We start from the raw sequence: 21,824 nt of genomic DNA, 5'->3' as shown, positions 1-21,824 counted from the left end.
GGGAGAAGACCGGAATGCGCCCTGGGACATGACGGGTGTCGGCGGAACTGGTGCCACGAGAAAGGGGCGCCCGTCGGGGCGCCCCTGTCGGGCCGTGCTGTGTGCCGGTGGAACTCTCGGGCGGAGCCTTCGGGCGGTACTCAGTCGGAGTCGCCCGACCCCTTGCTCTCCTTGCCGCCGAGGGTGACCTCGACGCGGCCGAGGATCGCGTCGACCGCGGAGTCCTCCTTGGCCTTCTTGTCGCCGCCCTGCGACTTCACGATGACCGTGATGAGCGCGATGAAGAACACGGCCATCACTACCGGGGGCACGAGAGCGGAGACGTAGTCCATGCCCCCCAGGGTAGCTAGCCCGCGACGAGGTGCTGCGACGGGGCCGGGGGCTGGGCCGGGCGCCGCTTGGGCGGGAAGACCTCGCCCGGGGTCGGCACCGGGCGCTGCGGGGTGGCCGGCTTCGGCTTGGCGGGTTCCTGGCCCGCGCCGGAGAGCCCGCCGGGCAGGGCGAGCAGCCGGGCGCGGGAGGCGGGGACGCGCGGGCGCTGCCGGGCCTCGAGCCGGTCCCGTACGCCCTGTTCGGCGACGGCGCGGCAGCGGTCGAGCAGGGCCGCGGCCTTCGGGTTGCCGCGCAGGGCGCGCAGGGCGGCGAGGTCGTCGGCGCCGGGCTTGTGGCCGACCTCCAGGGCGTCCGTCAGGAGGCTCAGATAGCCCGTGACGGTCCCGGGGAGGGCGGCCCGGTAGCGGTCGAGGTCCGCGAGCAGGAAGGCCCGCAGGCGGGCGCTCTCGCGCGCGGCCTCGTCGACGGACTCGGCGAGCCGGAGACAGTCCCGGACGTCCTCGTCCGAGGCGGGGGTGGGATGGAGGGCGAGGGCGAGGGCGCGTCGGAGCACACGCAGCTCTTCAGCACCGAACGCCATACCGCCGCGGTTTCCGTAGGGCGTGGGCATGCCGCGACAATACGGTCTAATCAGACAAAGTTAATGAATTCCCGTTCGCTGGCGCGGCGGGCAGGACGGGGCGGAGGGGGCGGAGGAGACGCGGCGAACGGCCGTCACGGGCGGCGCCGCGCCTTGATCCGTCGTACCCACAGGGCGCCGAGCCCGGCGGCGACCACCAGCGCGCCGGCGCCCGCCGCGAGCACGGGCCCGCCGGGGCCGCCCCCGTCGGAGGCGGCCTTCGCCGTCTCGGCTGCGGGCTTCCCGCGGGGCTCCACGAGGGGACCGCCGGTGATCTTCGTGACGATCGGCACCGCGTTGTCGCCCGGGTGCGGGTCCTTCGCCGGGCGCGTGCTGCCCTGCTTGAGGGCGAGGCGGCCCTCGGCGTCGCGCACCCGCTGGTCGAGCTTGAACTTCAGCGTCGTCTCCCAGTTCTCACCGGGCTCCAGCGGATGGTCCGGCGAGCACGCGTACGCGCCGCGGCTCTGGCGCGAGCACTCCCACTGCCACTCGAGCTCGTTGTCCGGGTCCGGCGGCGGGGTCGGCTCGACGACGGAGGTGCCCTCGGGCGGGGTGATCTCCATGTACGCGCCGTAGACCCGGCCGGGGCCCGTGTTGCGCAGCGAGAACGTGACGTCGGTGGTGGTGCCGGTGCGGCCCGCGAGCTCGCCCGCGCCGGCCTTCAGGTCGGCCGTCTGCGTCGTGCTGACCTTGGTCTCGCCCAGGTCGTACTCGCCGTTGTAGCCGGACGCCCCGCCGGCGACCGCGCGGACCGTCAGTTCCGGTCCCTTGCCGCGCTTCAGGCCCGGGACGGCGTCCGTGGTGTACGCGTTCGCGAGGTCCTCGCCGTTGCCGGTCAGGCCCGACAGGTAGGCGTTGTACTGGAACGAGCTGTTGACCGTCTCCCCGGGCACCCCGACCGTGATCGGGGACGCGAACGCGTAGGAGCGGCCCGGGTCCAGTGTCCGGTCGAACCAGCAGTAGGCGAAGCGGGTGTCCGCGTACCAGCAATTGCTGTACTTCGTACGGAAGTTCAGGCGCGGGCTGCTGAACTCCACGCCGAAGCCGTGCGCCGGGACGCGGCCCTCGTTGCGCACGCGCGGGGTGAACGTGAAGTCGCCGCCCGCGGTGAGGTCCCGGCGCGGCTTCTCCACACGCTCGCGCAGGTCGGCGCCGCCGATCCACACCTCCGTCTCGAAGGTGGCGTCGGCGCTGCCGGGTGCGCTGAACGTGTAGCGGATCGTGCCGTGGGCGCCCGCGCGGGCGCCCGGCGCGGCCTCGATGTAGAGGGCGTCGGGGTAGTTGCGCTTCCCGCGCGTGAGGGTGCCCAGGTCGCAGGTGAACGGCTGCGTCGTCCAGGTGTGGTCGCCGCACTCGCGCCGGGTGCGCAGCCGGGCGGTGCCCGCCAGGTCCGAGGCGTCGACCTTCAGCTGAACGCCGGTCCGGGCGGCGAGGCCGCCGCCGGGGCTCGGGTCGAGCCAGATCCGGTAGCCGCCGGTCGGGCCGACGCCGCGCTTCGTGAGGTACGCGTGCTCCGGCACGTGCAGTTCGACGGCCGCCTCGGCGGCCCGCGCCGGGGCAGCCGAGGCACCGAACAGGGCCGCCGTGAACAGCAGGGCCAGGGCGGCCGCACGGGTGGCGGTGCTACGTATGACGGTCACGCGTTCGGTCCCCCGGTTGAGTTGTGGTGCCGCTGAGCCGCTGAGTCGTGGCGCCGCGCTCAGGTGCGCGAGACGTTGCGCTCGTAGACGAGGCGCAGGCCGATGAGGGTCAGCCACGGCTCGTGCTCGTCGATGGCCGAGGCCTCGCCGAGCACCATGGGCGCGAGGCCGCCGGTGGCGATGACCGTGACGTCGTCCGGGTCCTGGGCCAGCTCGCGCGCCATCCGGTTCACGACGCCGTCGACCTGGCCCGCGAAGCCGTAGACGATGCCGGACTGCATGGCCTCGACGGTGTTCTTGCCGATGACGCTGCGCGGCCGGGCCAGTTCGATCTTGCGCAGCTGCGCGCCGCGTACGCCGAGGGCCTCGACGGAGATCTCGATGCCGGGGGCGATGACGCCGCCCACGTACTCGCCGCGGGCGGACACCGCGTCGAACGTCGTCGCCGTGCCGAAGTCGACGACGATCGCGGGGCCGCCGTAGAGCTCGACGGCCGCGACCGCGTTGATGATGCGGTCGGCGCCGACCTCCTTGGGGTTGTCCATGAGGATCGGGACACCGGTCTTGACGCCCGGTTCGACCAGGACGGCAGGCACGTCGCCGTAGTAGCGGCGGGTGACCTCGCGCAGTTCGTGCAGGACCGAGGGGACGGTGGCGCAGATGGCGATGCCGTCGATGCCGTCGCCGAGTTCGTCGCCGAGCAGCGGGTGCATGCCCATCAGGCCCTGCAGCAGGACGGCGAGTTCGTCGGCGGTGCGGCGGGCGTCCGTGGAGATGCGCCAGTGCTCGACGATCTCCTCGCCGTCGAACAGGCCGAGGACGGTGTGGGTGTTGCCCACGTCGATGGTCAGCAGCATGGCGGCGTGATCACTTCGCTTCGCGCAGGTCGAGGCCGATGTCGAAGGTCGGCGAGGAGTGGGTGAGCGCGCCGACGGCGAGGAAGTCGACGCCGGTCCGCGCGTACGCCGCCGCGTTCTCCAGCGTGAGGCGGCCCGAGGACTCCAGGAGGGCGCGGCCCGCGGTGAGCGCGACGGCCTCCTCGGTCTCCAGGGGCGTGAGGTTGTCCAGGAGGATCAGGTCGGCGCCCGCGTCCAGGACCTCGCGCAGCTGGTGCAGGGTGTCGACCTCGACCTCGATGGCCAGGCCGGGGAAGGCCTCGCGGACGGCCTGGAAGGCCTGCGCGACGCCGCCGGCGGCGACCACGTGGTTGTCCTTGACCAGGGCCGCGTCCGACAGGGACATGCGGTGGTTGACGCCGCCGCCCATGCGGACCGCGTACTTCTCCAGGGAGCGCAGGCCGGGCGTCGTCTTGCGGGTGTCGCGGACCTTCGCCTTCGTGCCCTCCAGGGCGTCCGCCCACGCGCGCGTGGCGGTGGCGATGCCGGACAGGCGGCACGCGATGTTGAGCGCGCTGCGCTCGGCGGTGAGCAGGTCTCGGGTGCGGGTGGTGACCGACAGGAGCTTCTGTCCGGCGGTGACCCGGTCGCCGTCCTCGGCGTGCCGCTCGACCTCGAACTCGTCGGTGGCGACCACGGAGATGACGGCCTCGGCGATCCGCAGGCCGGCCACGACCCCGTCCTCGCGGGCGGTGAAGTCGGCGGTGGCGACGGCCTCTTCGGGGATGGTGGCGACGGTGGTGACGTCGACGCCGCCGGCGAGGTCCTCGGCGATCGCCATGTGGGCGATGTCCTCGACCTCCACGGGGTCGAGGCCCGCGTCGGCCAGGAGCTGGGCGAGCGACGGGTCGAGGCCGCACTCCATCGCGTCGTCGGCGCCTTCCTGCGCGCAGCCGCAGCTGTCGCCACAGGCGTTCGCCAGGGGGAGGTCGGGGGTGGCGCTCACGTCGGTCACTGCTCCTGAGGGTTTGCCGTTGCGGGGAAGTCTGCGGTCTGAGTGGTGTGCGTGGCCAGAGTGCGGTCCGGGTTGAGGCGTACGACGATGTGGCGCCGCCAGTTGATGTCGTCCCGGTCCGCGTGGTCCTCGCGCCAGTGGCAGCCGCGGGTCTCCTCGCGGCGGCGGGCGGCGGCGACCAGGACGCGGGCCACGCACAGGAGGTTGGTGGCCTCCCAGGTGTCGACGCCGGGCTCCGACGTCTTGCCGTTCTCGGCGAGGGCGCTGGCCGCCTCCGCGTGCAACCGGCCGAGCTGGGCGGCGGCCTCGGCGAGCGAGTCGGCGGAGCGCAGCACTCCGGCGCCCTGCGTCATCACGCGCTGGATGGTGAACCGGGCCTCGGGCGGCATCAGCGGGTGCTCCGGCGTCGCGGGCTGCGGCACGGGCACCGGCACGCGCGCGCGGAGGCCCTCCCCGGCGGCCCGCTCCTGGATGTCGTCCGCGATCCGCTCGGCGTAGACCAGGCCCTCCAGGAGGGAGTTGGACGCCAGCCGGTTCGCCCCGTGGACGCCGGTGCAGGCGACCTCGCCGCACGCGTACAGGCCGGGGATGGTGGTGCGGCCGTGCAGGTCGGTGCGGACGCCGCCGGAGGCGTAGTGCGCGGCCGGGGCGATCGGGATCGGCTCGGTGACCGGGTCGATGCCGTGGGCGCGGCAGGCGGCCAGGATCGTGGGGAAGCGCTGCTCCCACATGTCCGCGCCGAAGTGCCGGGCGTCCAGGTACATGTGGTCGGTGCCGTGCTCCTGCATGCGGCGCGTGATGCCCTTGGCGACGATGTCGCGGGGCGCCAGCTCGGCGAGCTCGTGCTGGCCCACCATGAAGCGCACGCCGTCCGCGTCGACGAGGTGCGCGCCCTCGCCGCGTACGGCCTCGGAGACGAGCGGCTGCTGGCCCTCGGCGCCCTTGCCCAGGAAGAGCACGGTCGGGTGGAACTGGACGAACTCCAGGTCGCTGACCTCGGCGCCCGCGCGCAGGGCGAGCGCGACACCGTCGCCGGTGGACACGTGCGGGTTGGTCGTCGCGGAGAAGACCTGGCCCATGCCGCCGGTCGCGAGGACGACGGCCGGGGCGAGGACGGCGCCGACGCCGTCGTGCTGGCCCTCGCCCATCACGTGCAGGGTGACACCGGCCGTGCGGCCCTCGGCGTCGGTGAGGAGGTCCAGGACCAGCGCGTTCTCCACCGTGCGGATGCCGCGCGTGCGGACGGCGTCGACGAGGGCGCGGGAGATCTCGGCGCCCGTCGCGTCGCCGCCCGCGTGGGCGATGCGGCGGCGGTGGTGGCCGCCCTCGCGGGTCAGCTGGAGCTCGCCGTCGGTCTCGTCGAAGTGGGCGCCGGTCGCGATGAGGCGGCGTACGGCGCCGGGGCCCTCGGTGACCAGGGTGCGTACCGCCCGCTCGTCGCACAGGCCCACGCCCGCGACGAGGGTGTCGTCGAGGTGCTGCTCCGGGGTGTCGCCGTCGCCGAGGGCCGCCGCGACGCCGCCCTGGGCCCAGCGGGTGGAGCCGTCGTCGAGGCGGGCCTTGGTGACGACGACGGTGCGCAGGCCCGCCGCCTCGCAGCGCAGGGCGGCGGTCAGGCCGGCCACGCCGGAGCCGACGACCACGACGTCGGCCTCGACGGACCAGCCCGGGGCGGGTGCGTGCAGCCGTATGCCGGTTCCTGAGAAGGCGTTCATGGGCGGGCTCCGAACGTCAGAGGCAGGTTGTCGATCAGCCGGGTGGTGCCCACGCGGGCGGCGAGCGCGAGGACGGCCTCGCCCTCGAAGCCGTCGGCGACGTCCGTGAAGTCGGACGGGTCGACGAGGGCGATGTAGTCGAGCTCGACCGGGGGCCGCGCCCTGGCGGCCTCGTCGAGGACGTGCCGGGCCGCGGCGAGGATGGCGGCCGGGCCGCCCGGCGAGGCGACGGCGTGGGCGTCGGCGGCCGCGCGGGACTCGCCGATGCGGTCGAGCGCGCGGGCGCGGGCGCGCGTGCTGGGGTTCTCGGCGGCCCGCGCGCGCAGCGCCTCCTGCGCGGCGTGCCGGTCGCGGCCCGCGAACAGGGCGCGGGACAGGGCGAGTGCGCTGCGGCGCTCGTCGGGCGACAGGTAGCGGTTGCGGGAGGAGAGGGCCAGGCCGTCGGGCTCGCGGACCGTGGGGACGGCGCCGATCTCGACGTCGAAGTTCAGATCGCGGGCCATGCGGCGGATCAGGGCGAGCTGCTGGGCGTCCTTCTGGCCGAACAGGGCGACGTCCGGGCGCGTGAGGTGGAGCAGCTTGGCGACGACGGTGAGCATGCCGTCGAAGTGGCCGGGCCGTACGGCGCCTTCGAGGCGCTCGCCCATGGGGCCGGCGGTGATCCGCACCTGGGGTTCGCCGCCCGGGTAGACCTCGTCGGCGGACGGGGCGAACACGAGGTCCGCGCCCGCCTGTTCGGCGATCTTCAGGTCGGCTTCCAGGGTGCGCGGGTAGCGGTCGAGGTCCTCGCCGGCGCCGAACTGCAGCGGGTTCACGAAGACGGTGACGACGACCTCGCCGTCCTCGCCCGCGCGCTCGCGTGCCGTGCGGATCAGGGTGGCGTGGCCCTCGTGCAGGGCGCCCATCGTCATCACGACGACGCGCTGCCCGGTACGGGTCCGGGTGCGCAGGTCCGCGCCTTCGTGGACCAGGGTCGTGCTCATCGGGTCTCCTCCGCGCCGGTCGCGAGGACACCCAGCAGGTCCTCGGCGAGCTCCGGCTTCAGCAGTCCGTGCGCGAGGGCGCGGTCGGCGGTCGCGCGGGCCATCGCGAGATAGCCGGCGACCGTCCCCGGGGCGTGCTTGCGCAGCTCGGTGACGTGCGCGGCGACGGTGCCCGCGTCGCCGCGCGCGACGGGGCCGGTGAGGGCGGCGTCGCCGGAGCGCAGGGCGTTGTCGAGGGCGGCGCCGAGCAGCGGGCCGAGCATCCGGTCGGGGGCGCTCACGCCCGCGTCGCGGAGCAGGTCCATCGACTCGGCGACCAGGGTGACCAGGTGGTTCGCCCCGAGGGCGAGGGCCGCGTGGTAGAGCGGGCGCATCTCCTCGGCGATCCACTCGGGCTCGCCGCCCATCTCGATGACGAGGGCCTCGGCGGCGAGCCGGAGCTCCTCGGGGGCGGTGACGCCGAAGGAGCAGCCGGCCAGGCGCTGCACGTCGACGGCGGTGCCGGTGAAGGTCATCGCGGGGTGCAGGGCGAGCGGCAGGCCGCCGGCCCGCAGCAGCGGGTCGAGCACCTTGGTCCCGTAGCGCCCCGAGGTGTGCACGATCAGCTGGCCGGGGCGGACGGCGCCGGTCTCGGCGAAGCCCTGGACGAGGTCGGGCAGCGCGTCGTCCGGGACGGTGAGGAGCACCAGCTCGGCCCGTGCGAGGACCTCGGCGGGCGTCACGAGGGGCACGTCGGGCAGCAGGGCGGCGGCGCGGCGCACGGACGCGTCGGAGACCCCGGAGGCGGCCACGGGGCGGTGCCCGGCCAGTTGCAGCGAGGCGGCGAGCGCGGGACCCACCCGGCCGGCGCCCACGACGCCCACGGTGAGGCGGGCGGGGCGGTCCTTGGGATCGGTGGGTTCGGGTCGGGGTGATCGGGGTTCGGGAGAGGCAGGGATCACGGGGTGAGGCCTTCCGTTCCAGTCCGCTCGGGGTACCGGACGATTTCTCGTCATGTTAACGCTATCTGCCCGGACGGGCCTCGGTCGCCCACGGACCGTGAGGCCGTACATAAATCGTGCGCCCGTACGAGAACCGGTGCGACATGATCCCGGCATGAGCGGAAGCTACGAGAGCGACGAGAAGGCGCGGGCCGCGCGGAGACTGGCCGCGTGGCGGGGCGCCGAGCGCACCCTGGCGCACCGGCACGGCCAGGCCACGGTGGGCGAGCGGATGGCGCAGATCGCCGCGGCGATGGGCGACACGGCGGAAGCGGACATCGACCTGTACGGGAACGGGATCGTCGCCGACCTGGAGGAGCGGGTCGCCGGGCTGCTCGGCAAGGAGGCGGCCGCGTTCTTCCCGACCGGCACGATGGCGCAGCAGGTCGCGCTGCGCTGCTGGGCGGGACGTACCGGCAACCACACGGTGGCGCTGCATCCACTGGCGCACCCCGAACAGCACGAACGGGAGTCGCTGACCACGCTGGCCGGGCTGCGCACGGTGCAGCCGACGACCGCTCCGCGCCCGTTCACCGCGCCGGAGATCGAGGCCATGGACGAGCCGTTCGGCACGCTGATGATCGAGCTGCCGCTGCGGGACGCCGGCTATCTGCTGCCCTCGTGGGAGGAGCTGGAGGAGGTCTGCGAGGCGGCACGCGCGCGGGACGCGGTCGTGCACTTCGACGGGGCCCGGCTGTGGGAGTGCACGGAGCACTTCGGGCGGCCGCTGGACGAGATCGCGGGGCTCGCGGACACCGTCTACGTGTCGCTCTACAAGACGCTCGGCGGGATCAGCGGCGCCGTGCTCGCGGGCCCGGAGACGCTGATCGAGGAGGCCAGGGCCTGGCGGCACCGGTACGGCGGCCAGGTGTTCCAGCAGTTCCCGCAGGCGATCGCGGCGCTCGCGGGCCTGGACCGGGAGCTGCCGCGGCTGCCGGAGTACGTGCGGCACGCGCGCGTAGTGGCGCGGGCGATCCGGGAGGGACTCGACGCGGCCGGGGTGGCGTGGTCGCGGGTGTATCCCGAGGCGCCGCACACCCACCAGTTCCAGGTGTGGCTGCCCTACGACGCCGAGGTGCTGACGCAGGCCTCGGTGGAGCAGGCGGAGGAGACGAAGGCGTCGCTGTTCGGGCGCTGGTTCCCGGGGGCCGGGGCGCCGGGCACGGCGTTCACGGAGGTCACGGTCGCCGCGGCGGGTCTGGACTGGAGCGCCGAGGACATCCACGCGGCGGTCGCGGAGTTCGTCCGGCGCCTGCCCTGACCTTGATCCTGATCCCGGCCCCGACCCCGGCCCCGGAGACGGCCCCGGCCCCGGCCTCGGCCCCCGGTCAGAATCCGAGCCGGGATCTCAGGGCCGCGCGGAGGCGGCCGTGGGACGGGCGGCCGGCCAGGACGGCGCGGAAGCGGCGGTAGTCCCGGAGTTCGCGGAACACGGCCCAGTCGTGCGTGCCCGGGGCCGGCGGCGCGGGCTCGCCGTGCTGGGCGGCCCGGTAGACGTCGAGTGCGTACTGCTCGTGGAGGGGCACCGAAATCACCTCACTCATGTCGATTGTCGCGCTGCGCCCCGGAACGGGCCTGTTCGCCCGGCATCGGGGCCGATGACCAAGAGACTGCGCCCGCCCCGCACGCCGGTCACGCCGATTGACGGGTCCCGTCAATCGGCGGCCGGACTGTCACAGGCGGCGTGCACCATGGGGTCATGAGCGTGAGCATCGACGTCACGGGGCTGCCCGTGGAGCGGATCCATGTCGTGCCCTCGCCCCTGGCCGAGCTGGGCATGGCGCTGCACGCGCTGTCGGAGCCCGCGCACCACCCGGGGCTGCAGGCGTGGACGACGAGCGTGTCCGCCTGTCTCGACCCGTGCCTCGCGGACCGGCTGTGCGAGGCGGACTTCCTGTGGCGGTCGACGTACTCGGACGTGTTCGCGCCGTACTCCGGGGCGCCGGGCCGGCGCACGCTGCCCGGGGCCACGCTGGCCGAGGAGCTCGACCTGCTCGACAAGCTGTCGGACGAGGAGTTCGTGGACGCCGCCCTGGAGTTCACCTGCCAGACGGACTACGCGACGCGCGGCCCCGGACGCCTCGCGGACCCGGCCGCGCGGGAGCGGGCGCTGGACCTCGCGGCGGCCCGCGGCGCGCACCAGGTGCGCTTCACCCAGCGCCTGCTGGACGATCCCCCGGCGATCCGGGCCTGGTTCCGCGAGCTGCTGCAGGACTGCGACGAGGCGTTCTTCGCCGACATGTGGGCGCGGGTGCGGCACCCGCTGGCGGCAGACGCCCGGCACAAGACGCAGCTGCTGCGGCACAAGGGGCTGCGCGAGGCCCTCGGTTCGGTGTCCGGGGCGGTCTCGATGGACGAGGCGGGCGGCGCCGTGATCGTCGACAAGCTGTCCGAGGGACAGTCCTCGACCGGGGACGGGGGCCTGCTCCTGGTGCCGACGAGCCTGGGCTGGCCGCATCTGTTCGTCGTGCACCGGCACGGCTGGCAGCCGACGATCCTGTACCCGAGCGCGGCGCCGGGACCCGCCGCGCCGCCCTCCGTGGCGGAGCTGACCCTGCGCATGTCGGCGCTCGCGCACCCGGTCCGGATGCGCCTGTGCCGGCACCTGGCGCGGGGTTCGTACACGACGGGCGAGCTGGCCGACGCGTACGGGATGACGGCGCCGGAGATCTCCCGGCACCTGTCCGTCCTGAAGAAGGCCGGTCTGGTCACGACGCGGCGGCACGGCCGGTACGTGCAGCACCAGCTGGACCTGGGCCTGGTGTCCCGGCTCGGCGCCGACTTCATCGAGGGCGTACTGCGCTGAGGCTCAGTCCAGGCGGATGTGCCGGACACCGACGAGGGCGCGGCGGGCGCGGCCCTTCAGGGCGCCGTCCCGGTTCGGTGTCAGCGTCAGTCCGGACAGCACGGCGATGCGGTCGGCCGTCTTGGCGACCGTCGTGTCGTCGGTCCACAGATGCTCGGCGAACTCCGGCTCGCGCAGCCGTTCCAGACAGTGGTCGAGCTGCCCCACCGCCCAGCTCTCCCGCTTCAGGACGCCCTCCTTGCCGACGACGAACCGCAGGACGTGCCCGAGTCCGCGCTCACGCAGGCGCCGCAGGACGGTCTCGCGGGAGGCGAGGAGCGTGAAGTGCCGTACGTCGTGACCCCGTTCGCGCAGCCCGCCGAGGATCTCCTCGTGGTGCGCGGGGTCGGTGAGCGTCATGGGGACGACGACGTGCCCGTCGTGCCGGGTGAGCGCGAGGTCGAGCGTCTCCAGGACGCCCGCCCGCCACGCGGTCAAGTCCCGGAAGTCCTCGCGGAGTTCGGGCGGCAGCGTGCGGTGCAGCCCGAAGCCGATGTGCTCCGGGTCGCAGACGACGCTGCCGGGCAGCCGTCGCCGCACCTCGTACGCGGTCTGTGTCTTCCCGCCACCGAAAGGGCCGTTGATCCAGAGCAGCATGCGCAGAGCTTAGGGGGTGTCCTGCCGATCTTCGTGGATCAGCCTGCGGCGTTCGGTGCGTGCTCTCGGCGTGCCGGGCGCAGGCCCTCGTAGCGGAGCTACTTGGGTCTTCGCCCGGTGCGGCGAGAGTGCGTGCCGGGCGTCGCGGGCCCACGAAGATCGGCAAGACACCCCCTGGGCCCTGACGGTCAGCCCTGTCCGCCGCCGGCGCGGACCAGTCCGGTCTCGTAGGCGAGGACGACGACCTGGACGCGGTCGCGCAGGTCGAGCTTGGTCAGGATGCGGCCGACGTGGGTCTTCACGGTGGCCTCGGACAGCACGAGCCGCGCCGCGATCTCGCCGTTCGACAGGCCCTGCGCGACGAGGATCATGACCTCGCGCTCGCGCTCGGTGAGCCGCTCCAGCTGCTTGTGCTGAGGTTCCTTGGTGGTGCTGGGCAGCATCGGGGCGAACCGGTCGAGCAGCCGACGGGTGGTGGACGGGGCGACGACCGCGTCGCCGCTGTGCACGGACCGGATCGCGGTGAGCAGCTCGCCGGGCGGCACGTCCTTGAGCATGAAGCCGGAGGCGCCCGCCTTCAGACCGGAGAACGCGTACTCGTCCAGGTCGAAGGTGGTCAGGATCAGCACCTTCGGCGGGTTCGGCTCCGAGCAGATACGCCGGGTCGTCTCGACGCCGTCGAGCTTCGGCATGCGGACGTCCATGAGGACCACGTCGACGGACGTCGAGCGCAGCACCTCGAGGGCCTCGACGCCGTCTCCCGCCTCGGCGACGACCTCCATGTCCGGCTGGGCCGCCAGGACCATCCGGAAACCGGTGCGCAGCAGCACCTGGTCGTCGACGAGCATCACCTTGATCGACATCGGGCGGGTCCTCACATCTGGTGGGCGGGGTGGAGCGGTGCGTGCGCCGGTGCGGGTCCGGTGGCGCTGGTACGTGTCAATGCGTGGGCTTGAGAGGCAGCAGGGCGCTGATGCGGAAGCCACCGCCGGGGCGCGGGCCCGCGTCCAGCGTGCCGCCGACCATACCGACGCGCTCGCGCATCCCGATGAGCCCGTGGCCGCGGCCGTCGGCGCCGCCGTCCTCGTACAGCTCGTGCGGGGCGCCCTTGCCATCGTCCTCGACAAGCAGGCCGAGCCCGTCGTCGAAGTAGACGAGGCGGACGCTCGCGCCGACGTCGGAGCCGCCGTGCTTGCGGGTGTTGGTGAGCGCTTCCTGGACGATGCGGTAGGCGGTGAGCTCGACGCCGCTGGGCAGCGGGCGGGCGGTGCCCTCGACCTTGAAGTCGACGGGCAGGCCCGCCGTGCGCACCTGCTCGACGAGGTCCTCGATCTGCTGCACGTCCGGCTGCGGCACGTACTCGCCGCCCTCCTCGGGCTCGCCCGTGCGCAGCACGCCGAGCAGCCGGCGCATCTCGGCGAGCGCCTGCCGGCCGGTGCCGGAGATGGTCTCCAGGGCCTTCTTGGCCTGGTCGGGCGCGGCGTCCATGACGTAGGCGGCGCCGTCGGCCTGGACGACCATCACCGACACGTTGTGCGCGACGACGTCGTGCAGCTCGCGGGCGATGCGTGCCCGTTCGGCCGCGACCGCGACCTTGGCCTGGGCCTCGCGCTCCTTCTCCAGGCGGTTGGCCCGCTCCTCCAGCTGCGCGAGGTAGGCGCGGCGGGTGCTGAGCGAGTCGCCGAGGACCCAGGCGAGGGCGAACGGCACCATCTGGAAGATCGTGATGGCCAGGTGGCCGAGGCCGCTGGAGTGCTCGGTGGGCCAGCGCAGCTCGGCGAGCGGCGCCGCGCACAGGCCGCCGATCAGGCCGAAGCGGGACGCCCACTTCGCGCCGTTCGCCGCCACCGTGTAGATGATCACGAGCAGGGCGAAGTCGGCCACGACGGCCCGGCCGTCGAAGACCACCTGGGCCAGGCCCGACACCGCGGCGAGCACGAGCATCAACTCGGGCATCCGCCGCCGCAGCGCCACGACGACGCACAGGACGACGGAGAGCACCACGGCCGCGACCACGTTGGTGTCGTGCGCGGGCGCCCCGTTGACGGGACTCAGGCTCACCACGGACAGGCCGAGGAGGACGACGGCCCAGAAGCTGTCGACCCACGTCGGGTGTCTGCGGAGAAAGGCGTAGAGGCGCTGCACGTCACCCAGCGTAGGCAAGCGCCGGGTGTGCGGGGGTCAACCGGAGGACCGATCCGCGCCCGGCGCGCGTACTCCCCAAGGTGGAGGCGCGTGCGCCCCCTGCGCATAGCCTGCACGGGTGGATCACGTACGACAGGACGAGAGGCGCGGGTGGCGCGAGGCCGCCGAGGAGGCGCTGTACGGGCCGGAGGGCTTCTACCGGGGGCCGGAGGGGCCCGCCGGGCACTTCCGTACGTCGGTGCACGCGTCGGCGTTGTTCGCGGACGCCGTCGCCACGCTGCTGTGCCGGGTGGACGCCGCGCTGGGCTCGCCGCCGGAGCTGGCCTTCGTCGACATGGCGGCCGGCCGCGGTGAGCTCGTCACGCGCGTCCTCCAGGTTCTGCCCCCCGGTGTGGCCGCACGCGTGCGTGCCTGCGCGGTCGAGAAGGCGGAGCGGCCCGCGGATCTCGATCACCGGATCGAGTGGCTCGCGGCGCCCCCGGAGGGCGTCACGGGCCTCCTCTTCGCGAACGAGTGGCTCGACAACGTGCCGGTCGACGTCGTCGAGACCGACGAGAACGGCGTCCCCCGGCTGGTCCTGGTCGACGCGGACGGCGCCGAGACCCTGGCGGACGGGCCGCTGGACGGGCCGTCGCGGCGCTGGCTGGACGCCTGGTGGCCGCTGCCGGCCGAGCCGGGCCTGCGGGCCGAGGTCGGGCTGCCGCGTGACACGGCGTGGGCGGCGGCCGTGGGCTGTCTGGAGCGCGGTGCGGCGGTCGCGGCGGACTACGCCCACGCGCGCGAGGGACGGCCGCCCTTCGGGACGCTCACGGGTTTCCGGCAGGGCCGCGAGACGGCGCCGGTGCCGGACGGCTCCTGCGACATCACCGCGCACGTGGCGCTCGACGCCTGCGCCGTGACGCCGGGGGCCCGGATCGTGCCGCAGCGGACCGCCCTGCACGCGCTCGGCGTGCGCGCGGGCCGCCCCCCGCTCGCCCTGGCCTCGCAGGACCCGGCCGCCTACGTACGGGCGCTCGCGCGGGCCGGTGAGGCGGCGGAGCTGACCGCGCGGGGCGGGCTCGGCGACTTCGGCTGGCTGCTCGAACCGGTGGGGCTGCCCGGCGAGGACCCGCTCGGGGCGCTACTTGTCGATGTCGCCGACGACGAAGAACAGTGAGCCGAGGATCGCCACCATGTCGGCGACCAGCGTGCCGGGCAGCAGCTCGGTGAGCGCCTGGATGTTGTTGTAGGAGGCGGAGCGCAGCTTCAGGCGGTACGGCGTCTTCTCGCCCTTGGAGACGAGGTAGTAGCCGTTGATGCCGAGCGGGTTCTCCGTCCACGCGTACGTGTGGCCCTCGGGCGCCTTGAGCACCTTGGGGAGGCGCTGGTTGACGGGGCCCGGCGGCAGCTCGGCGAGCCGGTCCAGGGCGGCGTCGGCGAGGTCCAGCGCGTTGTGCGTCTGCTCCAGGAGGCACTCGAAGCGGGCCAGGCAGTCGCCCTCCTGCCGCGTGACGACCTTCAGGGTGTCCTGGAGCTCCCCGTAGGCGAGGTACGGCTCGTCGCGCCTGAGGTCGAAGTCGACGCCGGAGGCGCGGGCGATCGGGCCGCTCACCCCGTAGGCGTGCGCCGTCTCCCGGGTCAGCACGCCGACGCCGCGCGTGCGGCCGCGGAAGATCTCGTTGCCGATCACCAGGTTGTCGTAGACGTCCATCCGGGAGCGCACGTCCGCGACCGCCGCCCGCGCGCGCGTGGTCCATCCCTGGGGCAGGTCCTCCTTGAGGCCCCCGACGCGGTTGAACATGTAGTGCATGCGCCCGCCGGAGACCTCCTCCATCACGGTCTGGAGTTCCTCGCGCTCACGGAAGGCGTAGAAGACCGGAGTGATTCCGCCCAGTTCGAGCGGGTACGAACCCAGAAACATCAGATGGTTCAGCACACGGTTCAGCTCGGCCAGCAGGGTCCGCAGCCAGACCGCGCGCTCGGGGACCTCCATGCCGAGCATCCGCTCGACGGCGAGCACGACGCCCAGCTCGTTCGAGAACGCGGACAGCCAGTCGTGGCGGTTGGCGAGCATCACGATCTGCCGGTAGTCGCGCGCCTCGAACAGCTTCTCCGCACCGCGGTGCATGTAGCCGATCACCGGCTCCGCGTGCTGGATGCGCTCGCCGTCGAGCACGAGACGCAGGCGCAGCACACCGTGGGTGGAGGGGTGCTGCGGACCGATGTTGAGCACCATGTCGGTGCTCTCCGCGGCACCGCCGATGCCGACCGTGGCCTGAGTCGTGGGCGTCATGCCGACAGTCTCTCCTACGTAGGGTGGGCTCATGGATACAGGGGCGAGGGGCACCACCGGCGCCGTGGACACTTCGGACGCGCCTGACGGACCTGACGGACCCGACGGGCCCGGTCCGGTGTGGACGGGCCTGCCCCGTGGCCTGCTGAAGCTGCGCCGGCTGCTCCTGGTGCTGTGGCTGGTGCCGGCCGCCGTGGCGGCCGGGGTGCTGCTCGGTGTGTTCGCGGGCCCGCCGTGGGCCGCGTTCGCCGTGGTGCCGCTGGCGCTGCTCGCCTGGGGCTGGCCGATGCTGGGGCGCAACTGGCGCTCGTGGCGGTACGCCGAGCGGGCCGACGACCTGCTGATCACGCGCGGGGTCCTGTGGCGCGAGGAGACGATCGTGCCGTACGGGCGCATGCAGCTGGTCGAGGTGACCTCGGGCCCGCTGGAGCGCCGGTTCGGGCTGGCCAGTCTCCAGCTGCACACCGCGGCCGCCGCGACCGACGCGACGATCCCCGGCCTGGTGCCGGCCGAGGCCGAGCGGCTGCGCGACCGCCTCACCGAGCTCGGCGAGGCCCGATCGGCGGGCCTGTGACGGCCCCGCACGCCCCGGACGACCTCCGGGACCCCGAGACCGACGCGGGCGCCGCAGAACGGCGCCTGCACCCCGTCACGCCCCTGCGCAGGGCGTGGGCACCGATCGCGGTGCTGCTCGGCTGGGCCGTGCACGACATGGACGAGGCGCAGCGCCGGCTCGCCCAGCTGACCGCTACGACGCTGATCGTCGGCCTGGGCGTGCTCGTGCCGGCCGCCGCCCTGTACGGCTTCCTCACCTGGTGGTTCACGCACTTCTCCGTGACGGACACCGAACTGCGCATCCGTACGGGCCTGTTGTTCCGCCGCACCGCCCACATCCGGCTCGACCGGCTCCAGGCCGTCGACATCACGCAGCCGCTGCTCGCGCGGTTCGCGGGCGTCGCGAAACTCAAACTCGACGTCGTCGGGGCCGACAAGAAGGACGAACTCGCCTACCTGGGCGACAAGGAGGCGCGCGCTCTGCGGGCCGAACTCCTCGCGCGGGCCGCCGGGTTCGCCCCCGAGTCGGCGCACGAGGTGGGCGAGGCGCCCTCCCGGCAGATCCTGCACACGCCCCCGCGGATGCTCGCCACGGCGCTGCTCCTGACGGGCGCGCCCTGGGCGATGCTGCTCGCCGCGGTCGTCGTGCCGTCCTTCCTGTGGTTCGCCACCCACAACCTGTGGACGGTCGTCGCGGTCGCCGTGCCGCTGGCCGGCGGCGCCTTCACCAACAGCGCGGGGCGCTTCGTCAAGGAGTACGACTGGGCGGTCGGCGAGTCCCAGGACGGGCTGCGCATCGACCACGGGCTGCTCGACCGGGTGCACGAGACGGTCCCGCCGGGCCGGGTGCAGACCGTGCGCTTCGTCGAGCCGCTGCTGTGGCGCCGGCGCGGCTGGGTCCGGGTCGAGCTGCACGTCGCGGGCTCGGCGAACTCGGTCCTGGTCCCGGTCGCCCCGCGCGAGCACGCCGAGGACGTCGTCGCGCGGATCCTGCCGGGCGCGGCCGTGCCCAAGCCCGCCGACTTCACCCCGGCCCCGCGCCGCGCCCGCTGGTGCGTGCCGGTGTGGTGGCGCTCCTACGGGGTCGCCGTCACGGAGACGGTCTTCGCGTCCCGGCACGGACTGCTCCAGCGCCGCCTGGCCCTGGTCCCGCACGCCAAGGTGCAGAGCGTGCGCCTCACTCAGGGCCCCTGGCAGCGGTACTGGCGGGTCGCGAGCCTGCACCTGGACACGGGCGCGAACAAGACGGTGACCGCCCCGCTCCGCGACGCCCAGGAGGCCGCGGAGCTCCTCCGCGCCCAGGCCGACCGCTCCCGCACGGGCCGCCGCGACGCGCGCCCGGATCGCTGGATGACGCGGCGCTGAGCGCGGGGGCGCGGGGCGCGGTGCGGGTCGTCGCCGGGTGCGGCCCCGGTGGGGGCTGGTCGCGCAGTTCCCCGCGCCCCTGAAATGCAGACCCTCCGGGTCGCATTTCCACGATCAAGGTGCGGGGTGCCATTCATCTGGGGAAGGCGCGGCGAAGCCGCTGCCTTCCAGGGGCGCGGGGAACTGCGCGACCAGCCCCCACCCACCCGCACGGGACGGACTACCGCAGGCCCCCGACAGGGGATCGGCGGATCAGGCGCGCAGGGCGGTCCTGAGGTCGCCGACGTCGATCTGCTCCGTCTCGTCGTGCGCGGTCAGGTCGATGACTTCCTGGCCGGTCGCGGCATCGACGTCAGCCTCGACATCGCCATCGGCCGCGGCCTCGTGCTCCGCACCGGTCGCGTCATCGGGCGCGGCCGACGCCTCCGAGCGCTCCTGCCGTGCCCCCTCGGCGGTCCGCCGCTCCGCGGCGACGTCGGCGGCCAGCTCCTCGCCGACGACATCGGCGAGATCCTGCTCCTGCGCGGAGCGCGCCGTGCCGAAGAAGTCGAAGCCACCGATCAGCGCCCTGCGCACGGGGGCCGGGGGCATCACGGTCGCGACGGCCGGAACCAGGGAGTGGCCGGACGCCGCCGAGGACTTCCCCCGGGAATCCGCCTCCTCCGCGACCTCGGGCTCGCCCGCCGCGGCCATCCGGTCGAGCGCCGCGTTGGCCTTCAGGTAGAGCGAGGGGGTCACGCCGCCGCCCGGCGTCGTCGCACCCACGGGCGGCAGCGCCCTGGCCGGGGCGGCGCTCTCTATCGCGAGCCGGCGCCGGCCCTCGAGGGCGCTGGCCCGCTCGGTCTCCGCGTTCGCGTACCGGCGCAGCAGCGCGGCGTGCTCACCGCGCAGCGCGGCCAGTTCGGCGCGCTTGGAACGGAGCTTGGCCTCCAGGCGGGTGCGCAGCTCGCGCGACTCCTCGAGGTCGCCCTCCAGCTCGGCCACCGCCTCCTCGTGCCGCCAGCGCTCGCTCGCCGCGCCCCGGTTCAGCTCGGCGACCTGCTTGCCGGCGAAGCGGTCCCAGCGGCGCATCACGACGGCGCCGACCACCGCGGCGGCCGCGGCGACGGCGGTGATCCCGCGCAGGACCAGCGGATCGCCGGACAGCCAGGCGCCGCCCGCGCAGACGAGCGGCACACCGGCGATCACCGAAGGGGGCAACATGCGGTGCAGGGGTGGGGAATGGCGGTGACGTCCACGTGGCATGGCCAGAAACTTACCGCGCGTAGGCGAATCGCGAAGCCCCGCCCGGCAAAATCCGGGCAGACCCCTCGGGAAAATGGCCGAACTTACGCGCATGACCGATCACTTGGCGTCATCCGCCCGCGCGCATCCGTCCCCGCGCATCCGCCCCACCCTCAAGATCATTTACCGATGAGGCCCTTCGACTCCAGATATTCCTTCGCCACATCGGCCTCCTTCTGGCGCTCCGCGTCGACCTTCCGGTTCAGCTCCACCAGATCGTCGGTCGTGAGCGTCTTCGTCAGCTTCCCAAGCACGTCGGCGATCGCCTTGTCACCCGCGTCCTTCGCGTTCACAACCGGAATGATGTTGTCCGCGTTCTGGAGCTTCTTGTCGTCCTCCAGAAGGACGAGCCCGAAGTTCTCCAGCGTCGCGTCGGTCGTGGTCGTCAGGACCAGTTGATCCGTGCCGTTCTTCACCGCCTGCTTGGCCTGGGTGGTCCCGACGCCCTTGGGGTCGATGCCCGCGACGTCGATCCCGTACGTCTTCTCCAGACCCGGCGCGCAGAACGGCCGCTGCTCGCATTCGTCACCCGCCGCGATCTTGACCTTCTGGCCGGAAGCGCCGAGATCCGAAAGCGTCTTCAGCTTGTGCTTCTTCGCGAAGCTCTCGCTCACCGCGAACGCGTTCTGGTCGACGGCCCCGCCCGCGTCCAGGACCTTCAGTCCCTCCGGCCCGGCGAGCCCGCGCAGCGCCTTCACCGTGGCGTCGACATCGCTGGAGGCGACCGGCTCCGCCTTCGCGCCGTTCTTCTTCAGGTTGAGGAATTCGGCGAGCGTCGCCGCGTATTCGGGCACCACGTCGATCGCGCCCTTGGCGAGCTGCGGTTCGTAGATCTCCCGGTTCTCGACGGTCTTCACCGAGGCGTCGTATCCGGCGTCGTCGAGTATCTGCCGGTACAGCTCACCGAGAACCTTCGCCTCGGTGAAACTCGCGGCGCCCACGACGACCTTTCCCTTGCCGCCGCCCGAGCCGCCGGAGCCCGCGTCGTCCTTGCCCTCCAGGCTGTCGCCGCCGCACGCGGCCAGCCCCACCGTCAGCGCGCCCACCGCCACGGCCGCGAGCGCCGCCCTGCGTGTCCTGCTGTTCATGACTCTCCTCGTTGTGCCGAAGACCTTGCCGATGACCTTGCCGATGACCTTGCCGAAACCGGATGAATCAACGCGTGGAAGAAGCGCGTGAACGGCTGCTCACGCCCGCCCCCGCATCGGGTCGCACAGCCGCCCCACGGCCACGAACAGGCCCTCCACGGCCAGCGCGAGCGCCGCCACGAGGACCGCCCCCGCGACCACCTGCGGTGTGTCCTGGAGGTTGAACCCGGCGGTGATGATCCGTCCGAGCCCGCCCTCGCCGGCCATCGCGGCCAGCGTCGCCGTCGCGATCACCTGCACCGCCGCCGAGCGCAGCCCGGTCATCACCAGCGGGTACGCCAGCGGCAGCTCGACCCGGGCGAAGACCTGGCCGCCGCTCATGCCCATGCCCCGCGCGGCCTCCACCACCGAACGGTCCACCTCGCGCACGCCCACGTACGCGTTCGTCAGCAGCGGCGGCACCGCGAAGAGGACCAGCGCGATCAGCGTCGGCACATCGCCGTGCCGGCCCAGCGGGGTCAGCGTGAGCAGCACCAGGACGGCCAGCGTGGGCACCGCGCGCCCCACGTTCGACACATTGACCGCGAGGGCGCCGCCCCGGCCGATGTGCCCGAGCCACAGGGCGAGCGGCAGCGCGATCAGGCAGGCGATGCCCAGCGCGACGCCACTGAAGTACAGGTGCTCGGCGAGCCGGTGCCACACGCCCTTCTCGCCCTGCCAGTTGGCGCCGGTGGACAGCCAGTCGTAGGCACCCGATATCGCGTTCATGCCACCTTCTCGGGCTCGGAGGCCACCGTCGGCGCCGCCGCCGCATCGCGTCTGCGGGCCCGGCGCGGGCCCCGCCCCGCCGCGGCCCGCGTCCAGGGCGTCAGCCACCGCTGGAGGCCGAGCAGCAGCAGGTCGGCGAGGACCGCGAGGGCCACGCACAGCACGGACGCGGTCAGCACCTGTGCCTTGAAGTCGCTGTCGAGGCCGTTGAGGATCAGCGTGCCGAGGCCCCCGTAGTCGACGATCGCGCCGACCGTGGTGAGCGCCACCGTGGACACCGTCGCGATCCGCACCCCGGCCAGCAACGCGGGCAGCGCCAGCGGCAGTTCGACCTCCCACAGCAGGCGCAGCGGCCCGTATCCCATCCCGCGGGCCGCCTCGGTGGCCTCCTCGGGGACGGACTGGAGTCCCGCCAATGTGTTCCGCACGAGAATCGTCAGCGAATACAGGACGAGCCCGGTGATCACGAGAGCCGGTGAGAGTCCGAACAGGGGCAGCAGCAGGGAGAACATCGCGAGCGAGGGAATGGAATAGAGCACGGTCGTCAGGCCGAGCACCGGCGCCGCGAAAGCCCGCCCGCGGCGCGCGAGCAGCGCGAGCGGCAAGGAGATCAGGACCCCGATCACCACCGATGCGAGGGTGATCCCCACGTGCTGCACGGTCGCGTCGACCAATTCCTGGCTGCGGGTGCGCAGATACTCGCCGCACACCCAGTCATTGCGCACCAGGCAGTTCCGCTCGCTCACCCCGCCCGCCTCCCCCGATTCCCCGGACGTATGCCGTC

Annotated in this window: 22 protein-coding genes; 5 read left to right on the top strand and 17 right to left on the bottom strand. The window is 73.5% G+C overall.

Annotation, left to right across the window (positions count from 1 at the left end; all coding sequences use genetic code 11):
• Positions 1–140: 140 nt before the first annotated feature.
• The 8 genes from ACIBTU_RS06525 to ACIBTU_RS06490 form a co-directional block, all read right to left on the bottom strand.
• The gene (locus ACIBTU_RS06525) at positions 141–332 is read right to left on the bottom strand and encodes a hypothetical protein (protein ID WP_399124780.1); all 192 of its coding nucleotides are present in this window, start codon (positions 330–332) and stop codon (positions 141–143) included.
• Positions 333–346: 14 nt separating this feature from the next.
• Positions 347–943 (bottom strand): hypothetical protein, encoded by a 597-nt coding sequence (locus tag ACIBTU_RS06520; RefSeq protein WP_399124779.1) that lies wholly within the window; start codon positions 941–943, stop codon positions 347–349.
• Positions 944–1,047: 104 nt separating this feature from the next.
• The gene (locus ACIBTU_RS06515; protein ID WP_399124778.1) at positions 1,048–2,592 is read right to left on the bottom strand and encodes a hypothetical protein; all 1,545 of its coding nucleotides are present in this window, start codon (positions 2,590–2,592) and stop codon (positions 1,048–1,050) included.
• A gap of 59 nt (positions 2,593–2,651) precedes the next feature.
• Positions 2,652–3,449, bottom strand: a complete 798-nt coding sequence (locus ACIBTU_RS06510) for a type III pantothenate kinase (protein ID WP_399124777.1) — start codon at positions 3,447–3,449, stop codon at positions 2,652–2,654.
• A gap of 10 nt (positions 3,450–3,459) precedes the next feature.
• Entirely contained in the window at positions 3,460–4,443 is a 984-nt protein-coding gene (gene nadC, locus ACIBTU_RS06505; RefSeq protein WP_399124776.1) for a carboxylating nicotinate-nucleotide diphosphorylase, read from the bottom strand.
• Positions 4,440–6,158 (bottom strand): L-aspartate oxidase, encoded by a 1,719-nt coding sequence (locus tag ACIBTU_RS06500; RefSeq protein ID WP_399124775.1) that lies wholly within the window; start codon positions 6,156–6,158, stop codon positions 4,440–4,442. The genes nadC and ACIBTU_RS06500 overlap by 4 nt, the downstream gene beginning before the upstream one ends.
• On the bottom strand, positions 6,155–7,141 hold the full coding sequence (gene panC / locus ACIBTU_RS06495; protein ID WP_399124773.1) for a pantoate--beta-alanine ligase: 987 nt from the start codon (positions 7,139–7,141) through the stop codon (positions 6,155–6,157). The genes ACIBTU_RS06500 and panC overlap by 4 nt, the downstream gene beginning before the upstream one ends.
• Complete coding sequence (locus ACIBTU_RS06490; protein ID WP_399124823.1) at positions 7,138–8,004, bottom strand: Rossmann-like and DUF2520 domain-containing protein; 867 nt, start codon at positions 8,002–8,004, stop codon at positions 7,138–7,140. Before ACIBTU_RS06490 ends, panC begins: the two co-directional genes overlap by 4 nt.
• A 232-nt stretch (positions 8,005–8,236) precedes the next feature.
• Between ACIBTU_RS06490 and ACIBTU_RS06485 the strand changes: the two genes are divergently transcribed.
• A complete protein-coding gene (locus ACIBTU_RS06485) occupies positions 8,237–9,382 on the top strand; it encodes a threonine aldolase family protein (protein ID WP_399124772.1) in 1,146 nt (381 codons plus the stop codon).
• 67 nt (positions 9,383–9,449) lie between these two features.
• Here the strand turns inward: ACIBTU_RS06485 and ACIBTU_RS06480 are convergent, their stop codons facing one another.
• Positions 9,450–9,665, bottom strand: coding sequence for a hypothetical protein (locus tag ACIBTU_RS06480; RefSeq protein WP_399124771.1), 216 nt, complete (start codon positions 9,663–9,665; stop codon positions 9,450–9,452).
• Between the two features lie 155 nt (positions 9,666–9,820).
• On the opposite strand from ACIBTU_RS06480, the gene ACIBTU_RS06475 reads away from it, so the two are divergent.
• Positions 9,821–10,927, top strand: coding sequence for a DUF5937 family protein (locus ACIBTU_RS06475; protein ID WP_399124770.1), 1,107 nt, complete (start codon positions 9,821–9,823; stop codon positions 10,925–10,927).
• Positions 10,928–10,930: 3 nt separating this feature from the next.
• On the opposite strand, the gene ACIBTU_RS06470 is transcribed toward ACIBTU_RS06475, so the two are convergent.
• The 3 genes from ACIBTU_RS06470 to ACIBTU_RS06460 all read right to left on the bottom strand — a co-directional run bounded on the left by ACIBTU_RS06470 (position 10,931) and on the right by ACIBTU_RS06460 (position 13,708).
• Positions 10,931–11,563: an AAA family ATPase gene (locus tag ACIBTU_RS06470; protein ID WP_399124768.1), complete on the bottom strand. Its 633-nt coding sequence runs from the start codon at positions 11,561–11,563 to the stop codon at positions 10,931–10,933.
• Between the two features lie 188 nt (positions 11,564–11,751).
• Positions 11,752–12,426, bottom strand: coding sequence for a response regulator (locus ACIBTU_RS06465; protein ID WP_399124767.1), 675 nt, complete (start codon positions 12,424–12,426; stop codon positions 11,752–11,754).
• Positions 12,427–12,502: 76 nt separating this feature from the next.
• Positions 12,503–13,708: a sensor histidine kinase gene (locus ACIBTU_RS06460; protein WP_399124766.1), complete on the bottom strand. Its 1,206-nt coding sequence runs from the start codon at positions 13,706–13,708 to the stop codon at positions 12,503–12,505.
• Between the two features lie 118 nt (positions 13,709–13,826).
• Here ACIBTU_RS06460 and ACIBTU_RS06455 point away from each other — a divergent pair, with 118 nt between their 5' ends.
• Positions 13,827–14,864 (top strand): SAM-dependent methyltransferase, encoded by a 1,038-nt coding sequence (locus tag ACIBTU_RS06455; RefSeq protein ID WP_399124765.1) that lies wholly within the window; start codon positions 13,827–13,829, stop codon positions 14,862–14,864.
• Here ACIBTU_RS06455 and ACIBTU_RS06450 read toward each other — a convergent pair.
• On the bottom strand, positions 14,829–15,980 hold the full coding sequence (locus ACIBTU_RS06450; protein WP_399124764.1) for an NADH-quinone oxidoreductase subunit D: 1,152 nt from the start codon (positions 15,978–15,980) through the stop codon (positions 14,829–14,831). The genes ACIBTU_RS06455 and ACIBTU_RS06450 overlap by 36 nt on opposite strands.
• Positions 15,981–16,011: 31 nt before the next feature.
• Between ACIBTU_RS06450 and ACIBTU_RS06445 the strand changes: the two genes are divergently transcribed.
• Together ACIBTU_RS06445 and ACIBTU_RS06440 are read left to right on the top strand one after the other, a co-directional pair.
• Entirely contained in the window at positions 16,012–16,554 is a 543-nt protein-coding gene (locus ACIBTU_RS06445) for a PH domain-containing protein (RefSeq protein WP_399124763.1), read from the top strand.
• A complete protein-coding gene (locus tag ACIBTU_RS06440; protein ID WP_399124762.1) occupies positions 16,551–17,900 on the top strand; it encodes a PH domain-containing protein in 1,350 nt (449 codons plus the stop codon). Before ACIBTU_RS06445 ends, ACIBTU_RS06440 begins: the two co-directional genes overlap by 4 nt.
• A 252-nt stretch (positions 17,901–18,152) precedes the next feature.
• Here the strand turns inward: ACIBTU_RS06440 and ACIBTU_RS06435 are convergent, their stop codons facing one another.
• The 4 genes from ACIBTU_RS06435 to ACIBTU_RS06420 form a co-directional block, all read right to left on the bottom strand.
• Positions 18,153–19,145 carry a hypothetical protein gene (locus ACIBTU_RS06435; RefSeq protein ID WP_399124761.1) on the bottom strand — a complete coding sequence of 331 codons (993 nt, stop codon included), beginning with the start codon at positions 19,143–19,145 and terminating at the stop codon, positions 18,153–18,155.
• 158 nt (positions 19,146–19,303) lie between these two features.
• A complete protein-coding gene (locus ACIBTU_RS06430; RefSeq protein WP_399124760.1) occupies positions 19,304–20,272 on the bottom strand; it encodes an ABC transporter substrate-binding protein in 969 nt (322 codons plus the stop codon).
• 99 nt (positions 20,273–20,371) lie between these two features.
• Positions 20,372–21,040 carry an ABC transporter permease gene (locus ACIBTU_RS06425; protein ID WP_399124759.1) on the bottom strand — a complete coding sequence of 223 codons (669 nt, stop codon included), beginning with the start codon at positions 21,038–21,040 and terminating at the stop codon, positions 20,372–20,374.
• A complete protein-coding gene (locus ACIBTU_RS06420; protein WP_399124758.1) occupies positions 21,037–21,786 on the bottom strand; it encodes an ABC transporter permease in 750 nt (249 codons plus the stop codon). Before ACIBTU_RS06420 ends, ACIBTU_RS06425 begins: the two co-directional genes overlap by 4 nt.
• Positions 21,787–21,824 lie beyond the last annotated feature (38 nt).

It is taken from the genome of Streptomyces sp. NPDC050145 (genome assembly GCF_044460245.1).
GTDB lineage: Bacteria > Actinomycetota > Actinomycetes > Streptomycetales > Streptomycetaceae > Streptomyces.
The sequence above is the reverse complement of the archived record's forward strand: the minus strand, read 5'-3'. Positions and strand labels throughout refer to the sequence as shown.